This is a genomic window from Acinetobacter sp. Root1280 (assembly GCF_001425285.1).
GTDB lineage: Bacteria > Pseudomonadota > Gammaproteobacteria > Pseudomonadales > Moraxellaceae > Acinetobacter > Acinetobacter guillouiae.
On record NZ_LMED01000023.1, the window covers coordinates 292,637 to 317,766 of the forward strand.

The following is a 25,130-nucleotide window of genomic DNA, read 5'->3' on the forward strand; positions in this document are numbered from 1 at the left end:
TATCTCCTTAATCCTGTTGTTGTGCAGCGACAGGTTGCACTTCTATTCCGAGTTCTTTAAAAACATCTTCAGCCATGTGCATTGCAGCATTTGCGGCTGGCAGTCCCGCATACAATGAGCTGTGTAAAATCAGTTCTTTGAGTTCGTCCTTGGTAACACCATTGTTAAAGCAAGCACGTAGATGCATTCTGAGTTCATCTTCTCGTCCCAATGCCAATAAGATAGCAATGGTGACTAAACTGCGGGTGTGCCGTGGTAAACCTTCACGTGACCACACCTCACCCCAAGCAAAACGGCTAATAAAGTTTTGAAAATCTTGGTTAAAGTCATTCAAGTTTTCTAAAGAACGACCGACATGTTTTTCACCCAATACTTCGGTGCGGATCTGTAGTCCTTGTTGGTAACGTTGTTCATCATTCATTGAAATTGTCCCTCTTTGTGATCTTATGTCTGATCTTGAGAAAGTTAGCTTGCATCGGTATGCGCCACTAAGGATTTAACAAAAATTGCCACAGCCGCAGCGGTTGCAGGAATCATCAATAAGCTTAAAATTGCGGTAAATGACCAATCATTACCCAGCAAAACAGCACCAATCCAAGCTCCAAACACTGCGCCAAAACGGCCGATCCCTGTCATCCATGCCACACCTGTTGCACGACATTGAGTTGGGTAAAAACGGGCACTTAACGCTGGCATTGCAGATTGCGCACCATTGATTGCCACACCTGCACATAACACCAAAATGGCCAATAATGTTGGGTTGCTGAGGCTTTGACCTACGGCAACAGCAAACAAGCCTGCGATAAAATAGAATGCTGAGATAATGCGGTTTGGGTTAAAACGATCCATTGCCCAACCAATAAATAACGCACTCAACACACCACCAAACTGGAATAGACCGCCAATAAATGCCGCGCGTTCCATGGTTGCGCCGGTTTCACGCATCAAGGTTGGTAACCAACTGGTCAGTAGATAAATCACCACCAAGCCCATAAAGTAGGTTGACCATAACAACACTGTGCCTTTGGCAAATTTTTGGGAAAACAACATGCCAAATACATTTTTCTTTTGTGCCACAGCAGACTGTTCTTCTGGGATATAAAAGCTGTCAGCAAGCTGTACTTTTTCAGGCGCAATATGGCTCAGGATTTTGCGAACTTTTGCAGCATCTCGACCTTTAACAATCAAGAAGCGATATGACTCAGGTAACAGCACAATCACCAATACCATCAGGATCAACGGTGAAATACCACCGAGCAAAAATAAGCTGTGCCAACCAAAGGCAGGAATCAGCCAACTACTGACAAAACCACCTGTTGCCATACCCAAGTTATAACCACAAAACATACAGGTCACGAGCAGTGAACGAACACGGTTCGGGCAGTATTCTGAAAACAATGTGGTGGCGTTTGGCATTGCTGCGCCTAGACCAATACCCGTTAAAAAGCGCAGTACAACCAAACTGTCTAAGTTTGGCGCATATGCGGATGCCAAGGTAAAGCCACCAAAAATCAACATTGAAATGGTTAATACAATCTTGCGTCCAAAACGATCCGCAGTAGGTCCTGAAACCAATGCACCAATGATCATTCCACCCAGTGCTGCACTCATCACAGGTCCAAGTTGAGAGCGATCAATCCCCCAATCTTGTGCCAAAGCAGGTGCAATAAAGCCCATCGCAGCCGTATCAATTCCATCAACAAATACAATGAGAAAACAAATAATTGCAATCATCCATTGATACTTGCTGATCGGTGCATCATTAATGAGTGCCTGAGCATCCATACTATTTTTTGGGGCAGCAAATTCCTGTGCCATAGTTGCCTCCTTGTAGGCGAATTCCTTTCTAACCCTTGACGGTTATATGTTCTGAATAAACTTGGACAATGCCTGATTGAACACTTGTGGTTGTTCAATATTGGACAAATGAGAAGCTGCCAAGATTTCAAGTTGACTGGTTGGAATGGATTGATGCATAAATTCTGCATCCTGAACCGTCGTTACAGGGTCATATTGACCTGCGATAATTAAAGTCGGGATTTGAATTTGATTGAGCTGATCTCGAACATCGGCATCCGCCAATGCTCGACACGCATTGGCATAGCCTTGTGCAGGCGTCACAGCTAAACTTTGAATGGTTTTTTGAGCAAGCACATCATGTGCATAATCAAAATGCTCACTAAACCAACGTGTATGTGTGGTTTTGACAATTTCAGCCAGTCCGTGTTGCTCAACGTTATCGGCACGGGTAGTCCATGCTTCAGCTGTACCAATTTTTGCGGCTGAGTTTGCAACGGTGATGCTATAAAAACGCTCAGGGTATTCAATTGCCAATGTGAGTGCAGTAATACCACCCATTGAAATTCCACAAAAATGTGCTTTTTCAATATGCCATGTATCTAAGATATCAATCACATCGTCTGCAAAGTTTTGCAGTGTACTGTTGGCAATCACATCACTCGCACCATGCCCACGGGTATCATAAGTGATGATCTGATAGTGTTGCGCCAAAGCATCTACTTGCGCTTGCCACATACCATGATCCGTTCCGAGTGAGTTAGAAAATATAATCACTGCTGCATCTTTTACGCCTTGGATTTGAACCGCAAGTTGCTGTCCTTGACGATTATTAATTTTCATACTGATTTTCATCATTTAGACACTCCTTGTGCTGCTTGTAGTACGGCATCAATTTGTGCCTGAATATTGCCCAAGTAAGCGGCTGGTTTGAAAATCTCATCTAATGCCTGTGCACTTAGATGGACATTCACCTCAGTCATTGCTGACAATACCGTTTTTAAATGTTGCTGTTGCGCGATGGCTTGCTGACAAGCTTGCTCAACCAAATGATGCGCATTTAAACGCCCAATTTTGGGTGCCAGTGCCATCATTGCCGCTTCTGCCATGATCAAGCCCTGAGTACACTCAAGGTTACGTTGCATGGCTTGTGCATCGACTTGCATATGTTCAAGCACATCTGTCGTGCGTTCTAAAGCACCTGCGCATAACTGGAAAATTTCAGGAATCACTAACCATTCTGCATGCCATGTGCCTAAAGCACGTTCATGTTCTTGCAGCATATTTTGGTAGACACTTGCCATTAATGCAGGAACACGGTTGGCTGCTGCAAGTACGCAAGCTGCTGCAACTGGATTACGTTTGTGTGGCATAGTGGATGAGCCACCACGACCTTTTGCAGTGGGTTCAAAGACTTCAGCAATTTCAGTTTGCATCAGCAAAGACCAGTCTTTTGCCATCTTGCCGACATTACCGACGATCAGGGCAAGTACACTAGCAATTTCAACGATACGGTCACGCTCACCATGCCATGTACACTCAGGTGAGGTTAAATTCAACGCCGCAGCATAGGCTTTAACCACAGCTGAACCTTGATCTTGTAATGATGCCAATGAACCTACAGCTCCACCGAGTTGAGCAGTAAGCACGCGGCTTTTCATCTCGTTTAGACGATCAAGATCACGTTTAAATGCTGCAGCCCAACGTGCAAACTTATGCCCTAAGGTGATCGGTAAAGCTTGCTGCAACCAAGTGCGACCAATCATGACTTGGGCACGATACTGTTGTGCTTGGTCTAATGAAACTTGATAAGCCTGTTGTAATTGTTTTTCGATCAACCCTAATGCATCACGGCATTGCAGAATCGTCGCTGTATCAATAATATCTTGGCTGGTTGCGCCCCAATGCACATAACGCGCTGTGTCTTCATCGTGTTGTTTTACAATCGCAGTAAATTGCTTTACCAAAGGAATCGCAATATTTCCCGCAAGTGCCGTCGCGGTTGCCAATGCTTCAAAATCAATTTTTGCTAGGGCCTGTTGTCCAACTTGTTCAATGATGCTGGCAGCGGATGGTGGAATCACACCCACTTGTGCCTGTGCTTTTGCCAAAGCCACTTCTGCTTGGATCATATAACCCAATAAGGCATGATCGCTAAAAATTGCTGTGACATCAGGCTGATAAAATAAGCTGGCGTATAACTGGCTCATCAGATACCTCACTCAACACGTTGAATAATTAATGCAATACCTTGCCCTACCCCAATACACATTGAACATAAGGCATATTCACCTTTGATCTGTTCAAGTTGATTTAAGGCAGTGGTCACCAGTCTGGCACCTGATGCACCCAAAGGATGACCTAAAGCAATTGCACCACCATTGGGATTGACGCGTGCATCATCATCTGCCAAACCTAAATCACGGGTTACGGCCAAAGCTTGGGCAGCAAAGGCTTCATTCAGTTCAATCACATCCATTTGCGCTAAACTAAGATCAGCTTGTTTAAGCAGTTTCTTGATTGCAGGCGCTGGTGCAAAGCCCATAATTCGTGGTTCTACACCCACCGTGGTTGCTGCAATAATTTTGCCACGTGGTTTTAATTGGTATTTTTCTACAGCTTCATCTGAGGCGATCAATAACGCCGCTGCACCATCATTAATTCCAGANGGTTGCTGCAATAATTTTGCCACGTGGTTTTAATTGGTATTTTTCTACAGCTTCATCTGAGGCGATCAATAACGCCGCTGCACCATCATTAATTCCAGATGCATTACCCGCCGTGACCGTACCATCAGCTTTGACCACACCTTTGAGTTTTGTCAGTGCAGCTAAAGTGGTTGATGCACGTGGATGTTCATCGGTATCCACAAGCAAAGCATCGCCTTTACGCTGTGGAATAGTGACAGGCACAATCTCATTTTTGAAAAAGCCTTGAGCTTGTGCTGTCGCAGTGCGTTGTTGGCTGTTTAGCGCAAACTGATCTTGATCCGCACGGTTAATATTGAATTGTTCTGCCACGTTTTCAGCGGTTTGTGGCATGCTGTCCACACCATACAATTCTTTAAGTTTTGGATTGATAAAGCGCCAGCCCATNTGATCTTGATCCGCACGGTTAATATTGAATTGTTCTGCCACGTTTTCAGCGGTTTGTGGCATGCTGTCCACACCATACAATTCTTTAAGTTTTGGATTGATAAAGCGCCAGCCCATGGTGGTGTCTTCAATCTTTTGACTGCGTCCAAAAGCACTGTCCGACTTACCCATCACATAGGGCGCACGGCTCATGCTTTCTACACCACCGGCAATGATTAAATCTGCTTCATTGGCTTTAATGGCGGTGGTGTCTTCAATCTTTTGACTACGTCCAAAAGCACTGTCCGACTTACCCATCACATAGGGCGCACGGCTCATGCTTTCTACACCACCGGCAATGATTAAATCTGCTTCATTGGCTTTAATGGCACGAGCTGCCATGGCAATCGCATCCAGTGATGAACCACATAAACGGTTCACAGTGGTTGCTGGCACTTGGTATGGCACACCTGCCAATAATGCTGACATACGCCCAACATTACGATTGTCTTCACCGGCCTGATTGGCACAGCCATAAATCACATCATCGACTTGCTGCCAATCTACCGTTGGATTACGTTGTATCAATGCTTGAATTGGAATTGCACCGAGGTCATCNCTGATTGGCACAGCCATAAATCACATCATCGACTTGCTGCCAATCTACCGTTGGATTACGTTGTATCAATGCTTGAATTGGAATTGCACCGAGGTCATCTGCGCGTACTGGCGCAAGACCACCGGCATAACGACCAAATGGGGTACGGATGGCATCTATGATGTAAGCGTTTTTCATGTTGTTTATATCCTTAAATAATCTCCCTTGCGCTGCTACAACCGCAGCTCACCTCTTTTACAAAGAGGGGAACTCACTCCATTATTTATTTAGGTGAAGTCCCCCTTAACAAAGGGTGAGGAACGATTAAAGTTCCGCAAGGGGAGATTTAATCATTCCGCAAGGGAGGGATTTATTATCCCTGTGTCGCATCAATCAATTGAGCACCCGTCAAAGCCTGTAATTCTTCAAAGCTCAGACCTGCAACTTTTTCAAGCACTTTTAAGCCATCTGTAGTCACATCAATCACGCATAAGTCGGTATAAATACGATCAACACAATGTTTGCCTGTTACTGGATAGCTCAGTTCTTCAACAATCTTAGGCTCACCTTGCTTGGTCACATGATCTGTGGTGATAAAGACTTTCTTGGCCCCTACAGCCAAATCCATTGCACCACCCACCGCAGGAATCGCATCAGGCGTACCGGTATGCCAATTGGCAAGGTCGCCATTGGCCGCCACTTGGAATGCGCCCAATACAGCAATATCCARATGTCCACCACGCATCATGGCAAARGAATCACCGTGATGGAAAAACGAACCACCCGTTAGCATGGTGACATATTCTTTGCCTGCATTAATCAACTCAGGATCTTCTTCACCTTTGGCKGGTGGAGGACCAAAAGCCAATAAACCATTTTCAGAATGTAGAAATACATCTTTATCTGTTGGCAGATATTTTGAAATCTTGGTCGGTAAACCAATACCTAAATTGACATAAGCCCCATCAGGAATATCTTGGGCAACACGTTCAGCAATTTGGTCACGGCTTAGTTTTTGGTAGCTCATTGTTATTCTCCATTACCATTGGCTGCATCAACTGCAACCACATGCTGAACAAAAATTCCTGGGGTAATAATGTGTTCAGGATCGAGTTGACCTAATTCAACCACCTCTGAAACCTGCGCAATGGTGACATCTGCAGCCATCGCCATGATTGGACCAAAGTTACGTGCTGATTTGTTATAAACCAAGTTGCCCCAACGGTCGCCTTGATGTGCTTTAATCAGTGCGAAGTCTGCTTTAATTGGATATTCGAGCACGTAGTTTTGCCATCGATATGACGGCCAGATCTTTAACGCCAAGTTCAATCAGCCCATCGATCAGCTCTGCGGGTTGTCCTGCTGTTCCAAAGCCACCAATCATAATGGTTGCACCATCTTTGATTTGTGATAGAACCTCGGTCAATGAGGTGGCGTTTTTATCAATCATCTGACTACTTCCTGTACTATGAATCACTCATTTGTTTCATCCTAGAAACCGATGAAACATAAGTTGAGTGTTTTGTTCGGATTTCTTATCTTTATTCTTGATAAATTTTATATTTACTTCTAGGCTTAAAGACAGAATTTGTTCGATCATCATTTTTTATGTTCGATGATCGAACATTATCCCACTAAAACAGTCTGATTTTGATTGAGTATAATTTTAATGCAATTGGCTTTAAAATAAGGATCTGCGTTATGGATGATGAACACAACAAAACCACCCGATTAATCCATCATGCTGAAAATAAAAAGATCATTCGCCATGAAGATTTTATTGCAGGGATTGCAAAAGGCTTGGCAATTTTGGAATGTTTTGGGCCTGAACGACACCGCTTAAACATTAGTACAGCGGCTGAGAAAACAGGAATGACCCGTGCAGCAGCGCGCCGTCAATTACTTACATTAGAATACTTAGGCTATTTAGACTTTGATGGACATTACTATTATTTAACCCCGAAAATCCTTAAATTCTCTGGTGCTTATTTAGATGGCTCCCCTTTACCTAAAATTTGCCAGCCCTTATTAAATTTATTGACCAACCAAACCTCACTGATTTATTCCGTCATGGTGCTAGATGGTTATGAGGCAATTACCATTGCACGTAGTGCTGCACACCAACAAACAGACCGTGTTAATCCATATGGCTTACATTTAGGTAATCGCCTGCCAGCACATGCAACCTCTGCGGGGAAAATTTTGTTGGCGCATTTAAATGTCGAAGAACAAAAACAGTGGCTTACCCAGTATCCATTAAAGCGTCTTACTAAATATACCTATACTGACAGTGAAGCCTTTATAGAATTACTGCATGAGATTAAAGAACAGGACTGGTGTTATTCCTGTGAAGAACATGAATTGGGGGTGCATGCTGTAGCCGTTCCAATTTATGACTCGAATGCGGTTGTTGTTGCCGCACTCAATATTGTCTCTCCTACCATACGTACAACCAAAGATTATTTAATTACGCATATTTTACCCTTACTGCAAGAAACAGCGCGGGATTTACGCCAAGTGATTTAATGGCTATTGAGATAACAAATTTAGCAAATCAAGGACTTACGCCTCCTCAGTGATGAGCCACAACAACCTGATTTATTGGTAGCCTCCAACATGTGGAATGTTTTTTTGCACATCAAACAAATGAACCAAGGCTGGTAAAATCGCAATCAATGACTCTTTAGCGCCTTGGCGACTACCTGGCAAAGTAATCACCAAACTCGTGTCTATATAGCCTGCAATGCCTCGACTAAGTGCCGCATAAGGGGTACGTCTCTGACCAAAACTACGCGAAGCTTCCATTAAGCCGGGGATTTCGCGTTGGAGTAAAGGTTGAATGGTCTCCACCGTTAAGTCTTTTGGGCCTAGTCCTGTTCCACCAACCGTCAAAATCAGCGGATAATGATTTTTTTGTTGTTCAATTAACGCCAATAGCTGTTCTGGAGAATCAGCAATCACTTGATAGTTCAGCTGACTAAAATTGGCTTGTTCAAGAATTTCTAAAACATTTTGTCCTGCTGTATCAGGTTTTTTTCCTGAAGCAATGGTATCTGATAAAACAATCACTAATGCAGATAAAGTCTGTTTGAGCGTTCGGGTAAAATGCGATTTACCACCTTTTTTCAGTTGTAATTTACATTGGTCAAGGCATAAGTCTTCAGGTTCGCAATGTGGTTTAAGCATATCGTATAGAGTTAAACCTGCCAAACTGACTGCGGTAAGCGCTTCCATTTCTACGCCCGTAGGGCCAATGGTTTCAACCGTTGCAATAATTTCAACATGTTGTTCATGTAACTCATATTCAACATCTGCACGATATATCGGTAAAGGGTGACATAAAGGAATCAGTTCATCTGTGCGTTTTGCTGCCAAAATTCCAGCAATACGTGCCGTTTTTAGTGCATCACCCTTTTCGGTATTTCCTGTGCGTAACAGTTCTATGCAGTGTGCAGGCGCATATAAAATTCCTGTTGCTACTGCTGTCCGATAGCTATCTGCTTTCATCCCTACATTTTTCATTGCCTGTTCCTGATATGGCGGTATTTTTTACATGACAAAACATACTTTGTGAAGAACACTCTTTGTTAAGTTTGCTCGATATGTTTTTACATATGCCATTGATAAATTGTCTGTTCACACTGTTTGCTTAACAACACTTGCTGTTCAGCTTCATGATCCTTTTGTTGACTACTGTATTCTGAATGCGTGTGCCCTAAATGTGTAGATTTGGAATGATGTGCAAAAGAATGCTGAGGTTGATTGTGCTGAGATAAATGATCATCAGAAGCGCCATGTTCATGTTCACAGTCATGGTGGTGAAATGAATCCTTTTGTACTGAATGATCTTGTTCCACATCATCTTTTCGAATACAGCAACCCGCAACATATTGACTAGTGCCATCCAGATAAAATTCTTCTTTCCATACGGGAACCTCATGTTTTACCCGTTCTACTGCTTCTTCACAGGCAGCAAATGCTTCACGGCGATGCGCTGCATAAGCAATCGCAATAATGGCTTTTTCACCGATGTTTAAAGCACCAATACGATGAATGACTCGTACATAAGCCACCGCAAATTTTTGTTGAATCTCTTGCTCAATTTGACGAATCATTTTTTCTGAAACAGGCGCATAGGCGGTATATTTCAGCGCTTTGACCGCTTTGCCTTCATGATGATTACGTACTGTTCCAATAAAGATGCCAATGCCACCGCATTCAGGAAAGTCTTGAATCGGGTCAAAACTGTCTTGGGTTAAAGGGGTATCCTGAATTCTGTTGAATTGTTTAAGCGTTTGTTCAAATGTATGCATATCAACCTCCCGCAACAGGTGACAGTAAAACCACAGTACTATCCGATGTTAATAAGGTCTGACGTGGGATAATGTCTTCGCCTATTGCACATGCACAACGCTCAAGCATGTTTCCTGCATGGGGATAAGCGCGTACCACATAATTCAAAATATCCGAAATCCTCATTTCAGACTCACATTGCAGGGTTAAATCAGTCGGCAGTAAACGTTCAATTGCACCAAAGCATTCAATTTTTACGATCATCTGCTGCTGGATATCTTTGAATTGATTGGCGATATTTGCCAAGTCTTGTGTATTTAAAATTTTAAATTGATCTAACATATTAACCTCCAATCATATACATACTGATTTTTCGAGATGATGAATGTTTTAATTTTGGCTGTTGATGAATCTCCTCAAAGCCTTGTTTCTTCTGCCAAATATAATCAGACAAAGTATCTTGTAATTGTCTATGCTGTGGCGAATCTAATGTTATTGGCGAATATACAGCTGCATTTGGTGAACTGGTTTGCGCTAATCGGAGAGGCTCTAAAACAGGTGAATCTTGATTCAATGCCTTAATTTGTGCTTTTAGGCTGATCCCCTTTGGCGCAAATAGACAATTATAAAAATCACCTTGTGCGGTTAAACGCACACGGTCACATGTGCCACAAAATGAATTGGTAATGGTCGAAATGATGCCAATCGGATAACCATCAATAAAATACTGCCGTGCAGGCTCGGAAGACTGTCCTTGCTGTAAAGTGACAACAAAGTCCTGCTTTAATTGAGCTAAAATTTCTTGCTCACTGACAATATCGGCTTGCGACCAAAGCCCAGCGCCATCCAAAGGCATAAATTCAATAAATCGCACGGTAAAATAGTGTTGAATTGACCAGTGTGCTAAGGGCAAAATCTGATCATCATTGATGCCTTTGATCAATACAGCATTGATCTTGATCTTAAAGCCTGCTTGTTGTGCTGCGACAATGCCCGCTAAGACGGGATGTAGTTCTTTTTGAGTCAGTGCCTTAAATTGTGCTGGATCTAGACTATCCAGACTGATATTCAAGTCATCTAAACCCGCTTGTTTTAACTGGCTTGCGTATTGTTTAAGATAGTGTGCATTGCTGGTCATTGAAATACGTTTGAGCCCCAGCTTTCTTAATTTTTGTAGCTCATCAATAAAGTGCACCACACCTTGACGCATTAACGGCTCACCACCAGTGATCCGAATCTGTTCAATGCCATGTCGCACCATAAACTCACAAAACACATAAAGTTCTTCAAAACTGAGTAAATCGTGTTTTTTCATCCATTCAGGATGTTCGGGCATACAATAGACACACTTAAAATTACAGCGATCTGTCACTGAAATTCGGAGTTTACGCTTGCTACGACCATATTGATCGACAAAAGCCTTACCCACTTCGTATTGTGTCATTGCATTCATTTACACATCCCAAGCACGATTTAAATTCAAGATTGTTTAAAACTTAAAATCTGCGCTATTTTATTGATCTTGAAATTGCAAAAAGTGTTCCAACTTTGATCATTCACCAATGCGCTTCAGCTAAAACCTGCTCGAATTCTCTCAAAAATAGAGATTTGCAAAAAACGAGTCCAAACCAAGCCATTCAATGTAAAAACTTGAGCTGTTGATATTGCTGTAATTCGTCCAAAGAATTGATGCTGTGAAAAAACAGTGCATGATTTTCAAATAACGCTTCCTGAGCGTGCAAATCAGAAAAACATGCCTTTAAACTGCGTTGTCCTTGTTCAAGATGAGTGCAGATTTGATTTAAAGCACTGCGCTTTAACAAGCAAAATGGATATAAGGCTTTGCCATTGATATTGACATAAGCCACTTGTGCCAAAGGATGACCAGCTAAAGCCATATGTAAGCTTTCAATAACCTCAGGCGGAATAAATGTCACATCACAGGGCACAAAAAGTACATAGTCAGATGTCACATAAGACCAGGCACTTTTTATTCCCATCAGCGGACCATAAAAGCCTTTTTCATCATCCTGATAGCAATACAAACTAGGAATAAGTTTTTGATAAATTGAATAATCACGGTGGCTATTGACCCAGACCTGCGCGACTCGATTTTTTAGTTGTTGGTGGATCTTGATCAATTGAATTTGATCATCGAACTTCTGTAATAGTTTATTGATTCCATTCATACGCCTTGCCTGACCACCCGCAAGAATGACAAGATCAGTTTGTGGATATTGCTTGGCTTTCTTGGGTTTTATAATTCTTTTCATTGTGTAAGCTCCGCTTGACAGGCTTTAATCAATCCGCGAATTTCAGGTAGACATGAACCACAATTACCGCCTGCTTTTAGACATGCAGTCACTTGTTTTTCATGATTAATATTGTTTTCTTTAATGGTTTGAATAATTCGATTTTTGCCCACCTTAAAGCAACTACATACCAATGGTCCTTCACTATTGCCCATCGACATGGCTTGTCCAGCAAGTAAGGCTTTACGATGCATCGCACTTAAACGATCACGTTTAAATAAACTGGCAACCCAATCACGATCAGGCAATAAGGCTTTGGGTGCGATATATAAACTTGCAATAAGGCGACCTTCTTTTAACACCACACTATGGCTGATGTGTGCAGTTTGATCTTCCAAGTTCAACCACTCAAAACTTTCATCCTCAAAGGGTAAAAGTTGTTTGAGATGTTGGGTAGTTTGGGTAAAACGACGACGATCCGCCAATTCATAGCGTACTGCTTTGGCGGTCTGAATTTTTGTCCACCACACCGTATTTTCGATGCTATTTTTAACAATGTGCTCATACCCTTCACGGACATAAAATACCCCTTGCCACTGGGTATAAAATGGCTGAATCAGCACAGGGGTATGTTTGAATTCCGGCTCGCCTGAAATTGCATCCACCACAGGATTGACCACTTTGCCAATACGGGCATCCGAAGCAAATTGATCATTCCAATGAATCGGGGCGAAAATTTGTCCACGGCGGATATTGTCACTGAGTACAGCACGCAAGACACAATTGCCCCAAGCCGATTTGATTTCGACCAATTCGCCTTCTTTCAAGCCATATTTCAATGCATCATTGGGGTGAATTTCACAAAAGGGTTCTGCTTTATGGGTGCTTAAATTGGCAGATAAACCTGTGCGGGTCATGGTGTGCCACTGATCTCGAATCCGTCCTGTATTGAGAATTAAAGGATATTCAGTAGTGCTTTGATGGACTGGATCTATCGCCATCGTGGCAATAAATTTAGCTTTGCCATCTGCATGGCTAAACTGCCCCTGTGAAAACAATTGTGCGAATGCATGCTCAGCCTGATTGCGCATGATCACAGGCCATTGAATGGGCGCCAATTGATCATATTCATCCAATGAAAGATCAGTTAAACCTTGTAAATTGAAGTAACGAAAGCTTTGTGCATTTGATCGCGCATTAATCTCTGCATTTTTATAGGCAGATAACAATGCATGTTCTTTAAAAATCTCGTGGCTATTTGCAAAATCAAAGCCAGTAAATCCAAGCTTTTTAGCCACTTGTGCCACAGCCCACCAATCCGCTTTGGCCTGCTCAGGTGGGTCTAAAAAAGCACGTTGTCGTGAAATACGGCGTTCTGAATTGGTGACCGTGCCATCCTTTTCCCCCCACCCCAATGCGGGTAAGAGCACATCGGCAAACTGAGTGGTGTCGGTATCTTTGCAAATATCAGAGACCACAACAAACTCACAACTGTTTAAAGCACGTTTGACCTGATCGGCATTGGGGAGGCTGACCACCGGATTGGTCGCCATAATCCAAATGGCTTTAATCTTGCCACTTTCCACTGCTTCAAAAAGATCAACGGCTTTTAATCCAACGTGTTTGGCAATGCTTGGACTGTTCCAAAAACTTTGCACAAGCTGTTGATGTTGTTGATTGTCTAAGTCCATGTGTGCTGCCAGCATATTGGCAAGACCACCCACTTCACGCCCACCCATTGCATTAGGTTGTCCTGTCATAGAGAACGGTGCTGCGCCCAACTTTCCAATTTTACCCGTCAACAAATGACAATTAATGATGCTATTGGCTTTGTCCACACCACGAGAAGACTGGTTTACCCCCATTGAAAATAGGGTCATGACTTTTTCAGTTTGGGCAAACTTTTCAAAAAAGAGCTGGAGTTTTTCTAGCGAAATTCCTGTTTTCACTGCAACATCTTGGATATCTGTTTCAGCTTGCGAACTTTTTAGTGCCGTATCTAGCCCTTGGGTATGAGCCTCAACAAATGCGCTATCCGCATAACCCTGTTGATGTAAATATTGTAATAACCCATTAAACAAGCAAACATCTTGACCAATCAAAATAGGCAAATGCAAATCAGCTGCTTCACATGTGGCAGTAAAGCGTGGATCTATCACCACCACAAATAAATCACTTTGCTTTTGTTGTCTTAATTCTTTGGCTTTCATGATGCGTTGATACATCACGGGATGACACCATGCTGTATTTGAACCGACCAAAATCACCATATCAGTATGTTCAAAATCATCATAACTTGCAGGTACCAAATCCTCACCAAAAGCACGCTTATGTGCGGCAACCGCCGAAGACATACACAATCTTGAATTGGTATCGATATTGGCTGTGCCCAAATAGCCTTTAACGAATTTATTTACCACATAATAGTCTTCCGTCAACAACTGACCCGAAACATAAAATGCGACACTGTCACGACCATATTGCTCGATATAGTGTTGGAATTTATTGGCAATTAAATCTGTTGCGCTATCCCAATCTGTGACTTGCTGATGGGGATGACGCCCAAGCATCGGATGTAAAACACGTGTGCCCAACCCCAGCGTATCGGCTAAATTACTGCCTTTAATACACAGTTTCCCGTAATTCGAGGGATGATTGACATCGCCAACCACAGACACTTTTTGTCCTAGCGTGGTGTCTTGCACTGTTGCTGTGACACCACAGCCTACACCACAGTAAGGACAAGTGGTTTGTGTGCTTATGATCTTATGTTCTGTGGAGCTAGGCAGTTCCATTACAGGGATACTATTCATTGCTGCTGTGCTCCTCAATGCTATACATTCACTTGAATATGGCTTTCATTTTTAATCGCCCCCTCCTGTTAAGATGAAGGGGGTTAAGCGATATAAATCAGCCTGCTTTTTTTAATGCAAAATCCCGACCAAATAACAATTTATTGCGAATCGAAGAAATTGGGGTTTTATCAGCAATCAATTCAGCGTACCAAGTGCCATCCTCTGTATCACCAAACAGTACCGCACCAACGACTTTATCCTTTTGAATAATAATGCGTTTGTAGATTTGACGTTTTTCATCATTCAGAATAATGTCTTCGAAATCTTCTAGAGGTTGACTGTTTTCTAAATCAATGCGGCCTGCTGAAAAAACATCACAACCACTGACTTTTAACTGGGTTGGAACAGTCGGTGCTTTAAAGGTCAAACTGCCGTGTTCGGCCAAATGTGATGCACAAATAAAGGCTTGACCCCATAAAGGTTCTACCAAACCAAAAGTTTGGTTACGATGCTCAATACATTCACCCACTGCATAAATACTTGGATCATAGGTTTGCATGGTGTCATTGACCAACACACCGCGATTACAGCGTAAACCCGCACTTTGTGCCAAAGCCATATTTGGGCGAATACCCACGGCAAAAACCACCAAATCTGCATCTAAAAGCGTGCCATCTTTTAACCGAACCTGGGTGACATGACCATTTTCACCGAGTAATTCTTCTGTATTGGCTTCTGTGATGATCGGAATGCCCTTTTGCTCAATTGCTGTTTTCAACATTTGACTGGCTTTAGCATCAAGTTGGCGATCCATAATGCGATCCATCAAATGCAAAACCGTCACATTCATACCACGTTGCTTTAAACCATATGCGGCTTCTAGCCCCAATAGACCACCACCAATCACCACGGCATTGTTTTTAGATTTGCAGTAGTCGAGCATATTATTGACATCATAAATATCACGAAAGCTCAACACGCCATCCAAATCTGAGCCTTTGACTGGTGGAATAAATGGTTTTGAACCCGTTGCTAAAATCAAACGGTCATAGCTCACCACCACACCTTTTTCGGTATAGACTTGCTTACGGGGACGGTCAATACGTACCGCAGCATCACCCGCAATAAAGCGAATATTTTTATCGGCATACCATGAATGGGGATGTAGCATAATGTCGTCAATGGTTTTATCCCCTGATAAGACAGGCGACAGCATAATCCGGTTATAGTTACCCCAAGGCTCCTCACCAATCACCGTCACGTCGTAACGATCAGGTGCCATATCAAGCAAATCTTCCAAGCAACGCATCCCTGCCAATCCGTTCCCCACCAGAACTAAATTGATTTTTTCCTGAGCCGTACCATTATTGGTGATATAAGTTTTTTGTGGGGTTGGACTGACCCAAACCCGACCATTTTCAATTTTGCTTGGAAAAACCAATAATTTTTGATCTTTGTCTTCTAAACAACGGCCTGTAGCTAAACTAAAATGTTGCTTATAAATCGGTGATGCAACTACACGTTCACCTTGTAAATCACCAATAATTCCACGTGACATGACAAAGGCTTTGCTAAATGGGTCTTGGTTGCTCAGCGCATATACACGCTTTTCACTGCCTACCCGAAAAATAGCCACTTGTTGTTGCCCGAGTAATGCACCTACACCTGTATTGGGCGTAATGTCTTGCAATGCACAAATATCCAGCCAATCGAGTTCATTCATATCTTTTAAAATGGTCATTGTATTTATCCTTTTAACAACGTTGATCAGATCTTCCACGAGACTTGTTTTTAAGCTGTGGAATAAGGCCAATAAAAGCAAGTGTTCATATGCTTATGCTTCAACTACAGGAATACGGCTCTGATCACGTTCTGATTCAGTTTTTGGGCGAATTTGCCCACGGACTTTGGCAAACTGAATATGTGGATCTTGCTGTTGCTCAGCTTTGGCATTAATAAAGGTCACAAAACGTTTACGTACTTCAGGATCTTCCACCGCAGTGCGCCATTCGTCTTGATAAGTGCCTACCACATGGCTCATTCGACGTTCAAGTTCAGCAGCAACCCCTAAGGAATCATGCACAACAACATCTTTAAGATAATCCAAACCACCTTCCATATTGTCACGCCATACTGAAGTTCGTTGTAAACGATCCGCTGTTTGGATATAGAACATAAAAAAGCGGTCGATATATTGAATTAAAGTTTGCGTATCTAGGTCAGAAGCTAAAAGTTCTGCATGGCGAGGTTTCATTCCCCCATTGCCACAAACATATAAGTTCCAGCCTTTTTCAGTGGCAATCACCCCAACATCTTTGCTTTGTGCTTCGGCACACTCACGGGTACAGCCCGAAACTGCCATTTTTAATTTATGTGGGGAACGCAAACCTTTGTAGCGATTTTCAAGGAAGATGGCTAAACCGACCGAGTCATCGACACCATAACGACACCATGTGCTCCCCACACAAGATTTAACAGTACGTAATGACTTGCCATAGGCATGACCAGACTCAAAACCAGCATTGATCAGCTTTTCCCAAATTTCTGGCAATTGATGGACTTGTGCTCCAAATAAGTCTACCCGTTGCCCACCGGTTAGCTTGGTATATAAACCATATTCTTTGGCAATCTGACCGACTGCAATCAAACCATCTGGCGTCACTTCACCGCCTGCCATACGTGGTACAACAGAATAAGAACCATCTTTTTGAATATTGCCTAGATAGTAGTCATTACTGTCTTGCAACCCAGCATGATTTGAGGTGAGAACAAAGTCATTCCAGCAAGATGCCAAGATATTGGCCGCTGTCGGTTTGCAAATATCACAACCTAAACCATGCCCATGTTGTTGAATTAAATCATCAAAGCTTTTAATTTCATTGACCCGTACCAAGTGATACAACTCTTGGCGTGAGTAAGCAAAGTGTTCACAAAGATGATTATTGACCGTTACCCCTTGGCGTTGTAATTCAGATTTTAAAACTTGGGTCACTAAGGGTGCACATCCACCACATGCGGTTGCGGCTTTGGTACATTTTTTTAACGCACCTAATGAGGTCGAACCCTCTGCAATTGCACTACAAATATCTGCTTTAGACACGTTATTACATGAACAAATCGTGGCACTGTCTGGCAATAAATCTACACCACTACCTCCCGCTTTTGCTGAAGATTGTGCATAGCCTGGCATGATTAAACTTTCTGGATTTTCAGGTACAGCCAATCCATTGAGTATCATTTGCAATAAGTCGTTATATTCTTTGGCGCAACCGACCAGTACCGCACCTAATAACTGGGTTTTCTCTGCATTGACCACGATCTTTTTATAGACCATTGCATCTTCATCGGCATAGAAATAGCTCAATGCATTTGCAGTCATGGCATGAGCATCGCCTACCGATGCCACATCGACACCCATCAGTTTTAGCTTGGTGCTCATGTCCGCGCCAGCAAATGTAGGGCAACTTTGTTGCATCACATGTTTTGCCGCAATCCGTGCCATGTCATAACCGGGCGCCACTAAACCATAAATTTTATTGTTCCATAATGCACATTCACCAATTGCATAAATGTCTGCATCTGAGGTTTGGCAGTAATCGTTGATCACGATACCGCCACGCTCACCTAAAGCTAAACCACTTTGGCGCGCCAATTCATCACGTGGGCGAATCCCTGCTGAAAATAGAATAATATCTGTTTCAAGTTCTGAACCATCTGCAAACTTCATCACATGGGTGCTATTCACACCCTCTTCTATAGATGAAGTGGCCTTTTGGGTATGGACTTTCACGCCTAAATTTTCAATCTTGGCGCGTAAAACTTTTCCGCCCAAATCATCAATTTGTACTGCCATTAAACGGGGTGCAAATTCAACAACATGGGTTTCCAAGTCTAAATCACGAAGCGCTTTGGCAGCTTCCAAACCCAACAAACCACCGCCAATGACCACACCCGATTTTGCCGATAAACTCGCTGCCCGAATCGCATCCAAGTCATCAATGGTACGGTAAACAAAACAGTTGTTACGGTCGTGACCTGAAATTGGTGGAACAAAAGCATAGGAACCCGTCGCAAGCACCAATTTGTCATAGCTAATCACATCGCCATGATTGGTGGTGATGCATTTATTGCAGGTATCTATATCAGTAGCTTTGGTGTTTAAGCGCAGGTCGATACCATAAGCATCGGCAAAGTCAGCACGACAGAGGGTTAAATCTTTTGCAGACTTCCCTGTAAAATATTCAGTCAAATGTACACGGTCATAAGCTAAACGGGGTTCTTCTGCCAAAATCGTGATTTCAACTTCATCACCTGCATGTTCCAGCACAGATTCAATAAATTTGTGCCCAACCATTCCATGACCAATCATCACTAATTTCATATCGATTCTCCTCGATTGTTTTTGCTCTTGTTATTCAATTAAGTCGCACTGTTTTGTTTAAGACTTACAGCATTTTGTTCCATGCTATTTCGCTCAAGTACCGCAGCTTCAAATAACTTTTGCTCTTTCTCTTTATGTTCAACCGAGAAACGGATCATCAATACACAACTTGCAGCAATCACCACCAAACCACCTAAAACCATCAGCGTCGTTTGAATATCCAACATGCCTTTTAATAAGAAACCAGCAGCAACAGCACCGACATTACCGCCTGCACCGATAATGCCAGCCACACCACCCAAAGCATCGCGATCAATAAATGGAACCAGTGCATAGGTCGCACCGCAAGCCATATGGGTAAATAAAGCAAATACTGTCATGACCAAAATCGCCAGAATTGCGGTATTCATTTGAGAAAAGACAATCAGAAATACGCCTTCTAACAGGATCATGGCAAACAATACTTTAGTACGACCATCGAGACCTTTTTTAGTCGCCACCTTGTCTGAAACAATACCGCCAAGTGCACGGGCAAACAGTGCCAGTAAACCAAAAATCCCTGCGGCCATACCCGCTTCTTTTAAACCAAATTTGAAATGATCCACGTAGTACATTGCGACAATGTTGTGAATAAAAATTTCGATACCAAAACAAGCAGCATAAGCACCAAATAGAATCCAGACACGGTAGTTTTTTGCAGCATGTATCAAAATCGCCATACCACCTTTTTTATCACTGCCTACATGCAGACCTTGTGCACGAAGTTCTTTAAAATCACCTTGTGGGCAATCTTGAGTAAACTTCCAATACATTGCACCGACGATTAACATCAGCACACCAGGTACAATCAGCGCAATTCTCCACCCCATGGCTTGTTCAACACCAAACATCACCAGTGCAGCAAGCATCAATGGCATCAAGGCTTGAGTTGCTCCACCACCTGCATTGCCCCAACCTGCGGTAGTTGCATTTGCAGTTCCCACCACATTTGGCGCAAACATAATACTGGTGTGATATTGCGTGATGACAAAGCTGGCACCAATTGCACCAATCAATAGACGGAAAAATAGAAAGGATTCATAACTATTGGCAGATGCCACACCAAATACAGGGATACTGCCGATAATCAGTAATGCGGTATAGGTTTTACGAGGACCGTATTTATCGCATAAGGGACCGACGATCAGACGTACTAAAATGGTGATGGCAACCGCGGCAATATTGATATTGGCAATTTGATCTTTAGTCAGATGGAATTCACCTGCAATAACAGGCATTAACGGCGCACAGGCAAACCATGCAAAGAAACAGACAAAAAAGGCGAGCCAACTCATATGGAAGGCTCGCATTGCTGCGCTGCTAAAATTGAAAAGATGAATTTTTGTCGCTTTTTTCGCATCTAAATTTGAAGACATAGCTTCGATCTCCTGAACTGAACGCATATAAGTTGCTGTTATGCACGAGGCATATCAGTAACGATCAGAACGGACGTCGTTGGCCGTCTTACAAATTTTGAAAGTCTTCTTTGACTTGGATTAAACCAATGCATAGTTCATGCCAGTTTTATATTTTGGCTATATATTTTTTTATTTTGCTTGAATACTCAGTACTTATGATTTAATGGTCGTGCATAAATAGCGCAATCAACCATCATGTTTTCTGTCTGTGCGGATAAAATGTAAATCATAAAACTGCATGTTTAGGAGGCAAATTGCGTCAATAAAGTGCATCACTTTTCTTTAACATCCTGCGACTATGATTTTAAACAGCAAATTTAATCCGAGATATTGGCATCTAAATTGCTTATATTCTGAAAGTTCATGTCAGGACAAATCTGAGTAGCGACATGCCAAAATTAAGAATTGCCCTGATCGATGATGATATAGAGCGGGCATCTTTTATCAAATCATCTTTGATCGAACATGGTTTCGAGGTGGTCGCATGCCTGATGATTGACCATTTAAACAGTACAGATCTTCAACACTTACATGCCGATGTGATTTTGCTGGATATGGACCATCCACATCGAGATATTATTGAAAGCTGCGTAAGTCAGTTTGATTTGCCCACTGTGCTTTTCACTAAAAACTCGCAAAAAGACACCATCAAAAGTGCCATTGAAGCAGGTGTAACTGCCTATATTGTCGATGGTATTGATCCTGAAAAACTGGAAAGTATTTTAGAAATTTCGATTGAGCAATTTAAAAAACATAAAAAACTGTTAAAAGATCTCAATGAAACCAAATGCAAACTAGCAGACCGAAAAGATATTGAAAAAGCCAAAGTGATGCTGATGCAGATGCATCAAATTGAAGAAGAACAAGCCTTCAGTTTGTTACGAAAAAATGCCATGAGTCACCGTATCACCATGGGGGAAATGGCAAGAAAGTTAATCGATGCTCAAGCCTTGCTACAAGCTAATTTCAAGGAATAAACAATGAACACACTTGAAACCACGGACATTCAATTAGGCTATATTCCTTTGCTGGATTGCACTGCAATACTTTGGGCACAACATCAAGGCTATTTTACCGAGCAAGGCCTCAATGTTACGTTGGTGAAAGAACCTTCATGGGCCAGTTTACGTGACCGTTTAGCTTTTGGTATTTTAGATGCCGCACATTGTCTTTCTGCCATGCTTCCTGCTGCTGCGACAGGCAATGATCAACTGGGTATTCCCTTACAAACCTCATTGGTGTTGAGTACCAATCGTGCATTTATCAGTTTGAGCCAAAAATTGTGTTATGAATTAAAAATTCACATGCAAGATAGCGCGCAAGAGTCAGCAGCAAAAGTGGTTCAAGCCTTAAAACAAGGCGATAAAATACAACTGGCCCATGTGTTTAAACAGTCCATCCACCATTATTGTTTAAGAGAATGGTTGGCTTTGGCAGATCAAGAGCTAGCCAAAAAATATCAACCATCCACACTGCCCCCTTCTTATATGGTGGATGCGATTTCATCACAACTCATTGATGGATTCTGCGTCGGTGAACCTTGGAATATCCAAGCGCAGATTGAAGGTTATAGTTATGTGATTGCCGAGAGTAAACAGATTATTCCTGAAGTCGCGGATAAAGTTTTGGCGACCACCCATGAATGGGCTAACAAGCATCCGAATACATTAAATGCATTGCAGACAGCAATTCAGCAAGCACAGCATGATTTAAGCACCTTGCAATCACTACAACCGATATGGCACATGTTAGAAGACAGCGAGATTATCCGCTTTAACTGTTCACATTTGGTGCATACCTATGCGTTTCATAAAATACAAAATATTATTCGCTCTTTTGGTACACAAGACCGACCTAAACCAGATGATTTTGAATGGATTATTCAACAAATGTGTAAATGGGATAACTTAGAACTCGATACTGCACAAATCAAAAATATTTCGACACAATGCACAGGACATTTAATTGAATAGGCTAATGAAATTTTTAATCGTTAAATATTATTTTTTTTAATAGATTCAAAAGTATGAGCCAATATCCATATCTTATTCTAAAAGATTACTAGACATTGGCACATGTTTACAGCTTAGAATTTAACGATATCGCCTTTTAAAGCCACACTCGCAAGTGCTGTACCTTTATAACACTGATATGTGGTAGTGTTTTTTGATTCATTTGCTTTGAAATAGCTCACAATATTGGTCACTGCGTTAGCACCTTTGTCTTTTGCTGCGCTTTGCAACTGGATTAATGCTGAACGTAATACATGATCACAAGCCTTTTCCGCAGACTTTCCAAAACCATTGGTTTTTTTATTGCTGACAACCGCTTTTTCTAAAACTTGACCGCCAGATTTAGTCCCAGCAAGATAAAATTTTACGGATCCATCTAAAAATCCATCAGCCACAGCTCGATCTACAGCTTCTTTAAAATTGAGATTATGAACAGTGTCCGCAGCTTGTGCAGAGACGATTCCAGCAAAGCATAAAGTTGAAACAACAACCAAGTGTTTAAATGACATCGTTTTTTTCCTCTTTTAAGTATGTTTTAAAATAATGGAGGTGTTGATCCCTCCGAATGCAAAATTATTAGTCATGATGGTTTTTGCATTCATCTCTCGTGGCTCTCGCACGATATAATCCAAATCACCACATAATGGGTCAATTTCATCCAAATTTAAAGTATGGATAAACTGTTGGCGTTGCAGCATTTCTATACTCAGCCAAGCTTCGATTGCACCACATGCACCAAGAGTATGTCCAAAATAACTTTTTAATGAGCTGATCGGTTTTTTACCAAATATACGCGCAGTGGCTTGAGTTTCTGCAACATCGCCTTGATCTGTCGAAGTCCCATGTGCGTTGATATAATCAATCTCTTGCGCAGAAATTGCGGCATCTTTAAGTGCCATGTGCATACATCTTTCCATCATTTCTGAATTTGGACGAGTGACATGCTCCCCATCAGTATTGCTGGCATAACCGATGACTTCTGCATAGATCGTTGCACCACGTGCCAGTGCATGTTCATATTCTTCTAGCACTAAACAGCCAGCACCTTCACCAATCACCAAACCATCACGATTTTTATCAAATGGACGTGGTGTTTTTTCAGGTGTATCGTTCATCCCACTGGTGGCTAACAACACATCAAATACTGCTGAACCTGTCGCGCTGAGTTCCTCAGCACCACCCGCAAGCATCAGCGTTTGTTTACCTAATTTAATCGCTTCAAATGCCTGTCCGATGGCCATTGAACCTGAAGTACAGGCACTTGATGTGGGTAAGGTTAAACCTTTTAAACCAAAATAAACCGTCATATTCACAGCGCTGGTATGTGACATCATTCGGATATACGTGGTCGCATTTAACTGACTCATGTCGTTGTCTATGAGCATTTTCCCAAACTCTTTGACTGCATCGACACTCCCCGCAGAGGAGCCAAAAGCAACCCCAGCATCACCACTTTTCAAAATAGGATGATCGATCAAGCCTGCATCTGCTAATGCTTTTTCAGCACAAATCACCGACATCAATGCAACTCGTCCCATCCCTCGCGTCACTTTACGATTAAAATGTTTAGGAACCTCAAAATGCGCTACTGGGCCTGCAATTTTGCAACGCAGATCGGTATAAATATCCCAATCAGGCATCACACGAATGCCATTTTTTGACGCTTGGAATTGGGCAAAAATTTCATCTGCCGTTTCACCCAGTGAGGTGATTCCCGACATTCCCGTCACAACAACACGTTTCATTAAATCAGTCCCCCATTCACCGAAATCACTTGCCGAGTAATATAGCTTGCGTGATCAGAACAGAGAAAGTTCACCGTATGCGCCACTTCATCGACCTGTCCCATACGTTGTAATGGAATCATTTTTAAAGCATGTTCTTTTACTTCTTCTGTGACCATTTCCGTTTCAATTAACCCCGGAGCAACGCAATTCACGGTTATTTTTCTTTTTGCCAATTCTAAAGCCAAAGCTTTGGTCGCACCAATCAATCCCGCTTTTGCCGCACTATAATTGACTTGACCACGATTCCCCATAATACCAGAAACAGAAGAAAGCGTGACAATACGCCCGCCTTGTTTTAGGCGAATCATCGGCATCACTAAAGGTTTTAATACATTATAAAAACCATCCAATGAGGTCGAAATTACTTCATCCCAGTCATTGTCGGTTAAAGCTGGAAATGCGCCATCATGAGTTAAACCAGCATTTAGCACCACACCATAAAATGCACCATAAAGCTCGATATCTTGTTCCAGTATCTGTCGGGTGTTTTCACGTTGTGTGACATCAAAAAGTAGCACATAACTGTTTTGCCCCAAAGCTTGGATTTCAGCGACCACTTGCTCAGCATCAGCACGTCTAGAACGTGCATGCACAACCACATCAAAACCAGATTTTGCTAAAGCTAAAGCAATTGCTTTGCCAATCCCTCGACTAGATCCCGTCACTAATATTCTTCTCGACACA

The 25,130-nt window shown here is 42.3% G+C and carries 19 protein-coding genes and 6 pseudogenes; 3 read left to right on the top strand and 22 right to left on the bottom strand.

The window, feature by feature from the left end:
• Nucleotides 1–7: 7 nt before the first annotated feature.
• From pcaC to ASC84_RS23360, 10 genes and pseudogenes are all read right to left on the bottom strand, one after another.
• On the bottom strand, nt 8–421 hold the full coding sequence (gene pcaC / locus ASC84_RS15335) for a 4-carboxymuconolactone decarboxylase (protein ID WP_056516283.1): 414 nt from the start codon (nt 419–421) through the stop codon (nt 8–10).
• Between the two features lie 44 nt (nt 422–465).
• A complete protein-coding gene (locus ASC84_RS15340; RefSeq protein WP_056516286.1) occupies nt 466–1,818 on the bottom strand; it encodes an MFS transporter in 1,353 nt (450 codons plus the stop codon).
• A gap of 42 nt (nt 1,819–1,860) precedes the next feature.
• On the bottom strand, nt 1,861–2,646 hold the full coding sequence (pcaD, locus tag ASC84_RS15345) for a 3-oxoadipate enol-lactonase (RefSeq protein WP_155860354.1): 786 nt from the start codon (nt 2,644–2,646) through the stop codon (nt 1,861–1,863).
• Between the two features lie 5 nt (nt 2,647–2,651).
• Complete coding sequence (gene pcaB, locus ASC84_RS15350; protein ID WP_056516288.1) at nt 2,652–4,007, bottom strand: 3-carboxy-cis,cis-muconate cycloisomerase; 1,356 nt, start codon at nt 4,005–4,007, stop codon at nt 2,652–2,654.
• 8 nt (nt 4,008–4,015) lie between these two features.
• Nucleotides 4,016–4,465 (bottom strand): annotated as a pseudogene (locus ASC84_RS23060) (acetyl-CoA C-acyltransferase); the annotation flags it as partial.
• Between the two features lies 1 nt (nt 4,466).
• Nucleotides 4,467–4,892: pseudogene (locus tag ASC84_RS23065) on the bottom strand (acetyl-CoA C-acyltransferase); the annotation flags it as partial.
• A 1-nt stretch (nt 4,893) separates the two neighbouring features.
• Nucleotides 4,894–5,489, bottom strand: a pseudogene (locus ASC84_RS23615) (beta-ketoacyl synthase N-terminal-like domain-containing protein); the annotation flags it as partial.
• Nucleotide 5,490: 1 nt separating this feature from the next.
• Nucleotides 5,491–5,667 (bottom strand): annotated as a pseudogene (locus ASC84_RS23355) (acetyl-CoA C-acyltransferase); the annotation flags it as partial.
• A gap of 175 nt (nt 5,668–5,842) precedes the next feature.
• A complete protein-coding gene (locus ASC84_RS15365; RefSeq protein WP_056516292.1) occupies nt 5,843–6,496 on the bottom strand; it encodes a 3-oxoacid CoA-transferase subunit B in 654 nt (217 codons plus the stop codon).
• 2 nt (nt 6,497–6,498) lie between these two features.
• Nucleotides 6,499–6,919: pseudogene (locus tag ASC84_RS23360) on the bottom strand (3-oxoacid CoA-transferase subunit A).
• Nucleotides 6,920–7,170: 251 nt separating this feature from the next.
• On the opposite strand from ASC84_RS23360, the gene pcaU reads away from it, so the two are divergent.
• Complete coding sequence (gene pcaU, locus ASC84_RS15380) at nt 7,171–7,995, top strand: IclR family transcriptional regulator PcaU (protein ID WP_056516298.1); 825 nt, start codon at nt 7,171–7,173, stop codon at nt 7,993–7,995.
• Nucleotides 7,996–8,067: 72 nt separating this feature from the next.
• Here the strand turns inward: pcaU and moaCB are convergent, their stop codons facing one another.
• From moaCB to ASC84_RS15425, 9 genes and pseudogenes are all read right to left on the bottom strand, one after another.
• Nucleotides 8,068–8,991, bottom strand: a complete 924-nt coding sequence (gene moaCB / locus ASC84_RS15385; protein ID WP_056516301.1) for a bifunctional molybdenum cofactor biosynthesis protein MoaC/MoaB — start codon at nt 8,989–8,991, stop codon at nt 8,068–8,070.
• A gap of 338 nt (nt 8,992–9,329) precedes the next feature.
• Nucleotides 9,330–9,782, bottom strand: a pseudogene (locus ASC84_RS23575) (molybdenum cofactor biosynthesis protein MoaE); the annotation flags it as partial.
• 1 nt (nt 9,783) lies between these two features.
• Nucleotides 9,784–10,026 (bottom strand): MoaD/ThiS family protein, encoded by a 243-nt coding sequence (locus ASC84_RS15395; RefSeq protein WP_056516484.1) that lies wholly within the window; start codon nt 10,024–10,026, stop codon nt 9,784–9,786.
• Nucleotides 10,027–10,105: 79 nt separating this feature from the next.
• A complete protein-coding gene (moaA, locus tag ASC84_RS15400; protein ID WP_056516306.1) occupies nt 10,106–11,215 on the bottom strand; it encodes a GTP 3',8-cyclase MoaA in 1,110 nt (369 codons plus the stop codon).
• 184 nt (nt 11,216–11,399) lie between these two features.
• Nucleotides 11,400–12,035 carry a molybdenum cofactor guanylyltransferase gene (locus ASC84_RS15405; RefSeq protein WP_056516309.1) on the bottom strand — a complete coding sequence of 212 codons (636 nt, stop codon included), beginning with the start codon at nt 12,033–12,035 and terminating at the stop codon, nt 11,400–11,402.
• Nucleotides 12,032–14,827, bottom strand: coding sequence for a nitrate reductase (locus tag ASC84_RS15410; RefSeq protein WP_056516312.1), 2,796 nt, complete (start codon nt 14,825–14,827; stop codon nt 12,032–12,034). Before ASC84_RS15410 ends, ASC84_RS15405 begins: the two co-directional genes overlap by 4 nt.
• Nucleotides 14,828–14,924: 97 nt before the next feature.
• The gene (gene nirD, locus ASC84_RS15415; RefSeq protein WP_056516316.1) at nt 14,925–16,550 is read right to left on the bottom strand and encodes a nitrite reductase small subunit NirD; all 1,626 of its coding nucleotides are present in this window, start codon (nt 16,548–16,550) and stop codon (nt 14,925–14,927) included.
• A gap of 93 nt (nt 16,551–16,643) precedes the next feature.
• A complete protein-coding gene (nirB, locus tag ASC84_RS15420) occupies nt 16,644–19,190 on the bottom strand; it encodes a nitrite reductase large subunit NirB (protein WP_056516319.1) in 2,547 nt (848 codons plus the stop codon).
• A gap of 38 nt (nt 19,191–19,228) precedes the next feature.
• Nucleotides 19,229–20,605: an MFS transporter gene (locus tag ASC84_RS15425; protein WP_056516488.1), complete on the bottom strand. Its 1,377-nt coding sequence runs from the start codon at nt 20,603–20,605 to the stop codon at nt 19,229–19,231.
• Between the two features lie 431 nt (nt 20,606–21,036).
• Between ASC84_RS15425 and ASC84_RS15430 the strand changes: the two genes are divergently transcribed.
• Both ASC84_RS15430 and ASC84_RS15435 read left to right on the top strand, forming a co-directional pair.
• On the top strand, nt 21,037–21,624 hold the full coding sequence (locus ASC84_RS15430) for an ANTAR domain-containing response regulator (RefSeq protein ID WP_004722169.1): 588 nt from the start codon (nt 21,037–21,039) through the stop codon (nt 21,622–21,624).
• Between the two features lie 3 nt (nt 21,625–21,627).
• A complete protein-coding gene (locus tag ASC84_RS15435) occupies nt 21,628–22,620 on the top strand; it encodes an ABC transporter substrate-binding protein (RefSeq protein ID WP_056516327.1) in 993 nt (330 codons plus the stop codon).
• Nucleotides 22,621–22,733: 113 nt separating this feature from the next.
• Here the strand turns inward: ASC84_RS15435 and ASC84_RS15440 are convergent, their stop codons facing one another.
• The 3 genes from ASC84_RS15440 to ASC84_RS15450 are packed head-to-tail and all read right to left on the bottom strand — an operon-like array spanning nt 22,734 to nt 25,129.
• Nucleotides 22,734–23,168 (bottom strand): excinuclease, encoded by a 435-nt coding sequence (locus tag ASC84_RS15440; RefSeq protein WP_056516332.1) that lies wholly within the window; start codon nt 23,166–23,168, stop codon nt 22,734–22,736.
• 15 nt (nt 23,169–23,183) lie between these two features.
• Nucleotides 23,184–24,404, bottom strand: a complete 1,221-nt coding sequence (locus ASC84_RS15445) for a beta-ketoacyl-ACP synthase (RefSeq protein WP_056516335.1) — start codon at nt 24,402–24,404, stop codon at nt 23,184–23,186.
• Complete coding sequence (locus tag ASC84_RS15450; RefSeq protein ID WP_056516338.1) at nt 24,404–25,129, bottom strand: 3-ketoacyl-ACP reductase FabG2; 726 nt, start codon at nt 25,127–25,129, stop codon at nt 24,404–24,406. Before ASC84_RS15450 ends, ASC84_RS15445 begins: the two co-directional genes overlap by 1 nt.
• Nucleotide 25,130 lies beyond the last annotated feature (1 nt).

Bases quoted from the DNA above. Each gene is read 5' to 3' on its own strand.
- pcaC (WP_056516283.1), bottom strand. From the start codon at position 421: ATGAATGATGAACAACGTTACCAACAAGGACTACAGATCCGCACCGAA.
- pcaU (WP_056516298.1), top strand. From the start codon at position 7,171: ATGGATGATGAACACAACAAAACCACCCGATTAATCCATCATGCTGAA.
- nirD (WP_056516316.1), bottom strand. From the start codon at position 16,550: ATGACCATTTTAAAAGATATGAATGAACTCGATTGGCTGGATATTTGT.
- ASC84_RS15405 (WP_056516309.1), bottom strand. From the start codon at position 12,035: ATGAAAAGAATTATAAAACCCAAGAAAGCCAAGCAATATCCACAAACT.
- ASC84_RS15445 (WP_056516335.1), bottom strand. From the start codon at position 24,404: ATGAAACGTGTTGTTGTGACGGGAATGTCGGGAATCACCTCACTGGGT.
- nirB (WP_056516319.1), bottom strand. From the start codon at position 19,190: ATGAAATTAGTGATGATTGGTCATGGAATGGTTGGGCACAAATTTATT.
- pcaB (WP_056516288.1), bottom strand. From the start codon at position 4,007: ATGAGCCAGTTATACGCCAGCTTATTTTATCAGCCTGATGTCACAGCA.
- ASC84_RS15435 (WP_056516327.1), top strand. From the start codon at position 21,628: ATGAACACACTTGAAACCACGGACATTCAATTAGGCTATATTCCTTTG.
- moaCB (WP_056516301.1), bottom strand. From the start codon at position 8,991: ATGAAAAATGTAGGGATGAAAGCAGATAGCTATCGGACAGCAGTAGCA.
- moaA (WP_056516306.1), bottom strand. From the start codon at position 11,215: ATGAATGCAATGACACAATACGAAGTGGGTAAGGCTTTTGTCGATCAA.
- ASC84_RS15440 (WP_056516332.1), bottom strand. From the start codon at position 23,168: ATGTCATTTAAACACTTGGTTGTTGTTTCAACTTTATGCTTTGCTGGA.
- ASC84_RS15395 (WP_056516484.1), bottom strand. From the start codon at position 10,026: ATGATCGTAAAAATTGAATGCTTTGGTGCAATTGAACGTTTACTGCCG.
- ASC84_RS15430 (WP_004722169.1), top strand. From the start codon at position 21,037: ATGCCAAAATTAAGAATTGCCCTGATCGATGATGATATAGAGCGGGCA.
- ASC84_RS15425 (WP_056516488.1), bottom strand. From the start codon at position 20,605: ATGTCTTCAAATTTAGATGCGAAAAAAGCGACAAAAATTCATCTTTTC.
- ASC84_RS15410 (WP_056516312.1), bottom strand. From the start codon at position 14,827: ATGAATAGTATCCCTGTAATGGAACTGCCTAGCTCCACAGAACATAAG.
- ASC84_RS15340 (WP_056516286.1), bottom strand. From the start codon at position 1,818: ATGGCACAGGAATTTGCTGCCCCAAAAAATAGTATGGATGCTCAGGCA.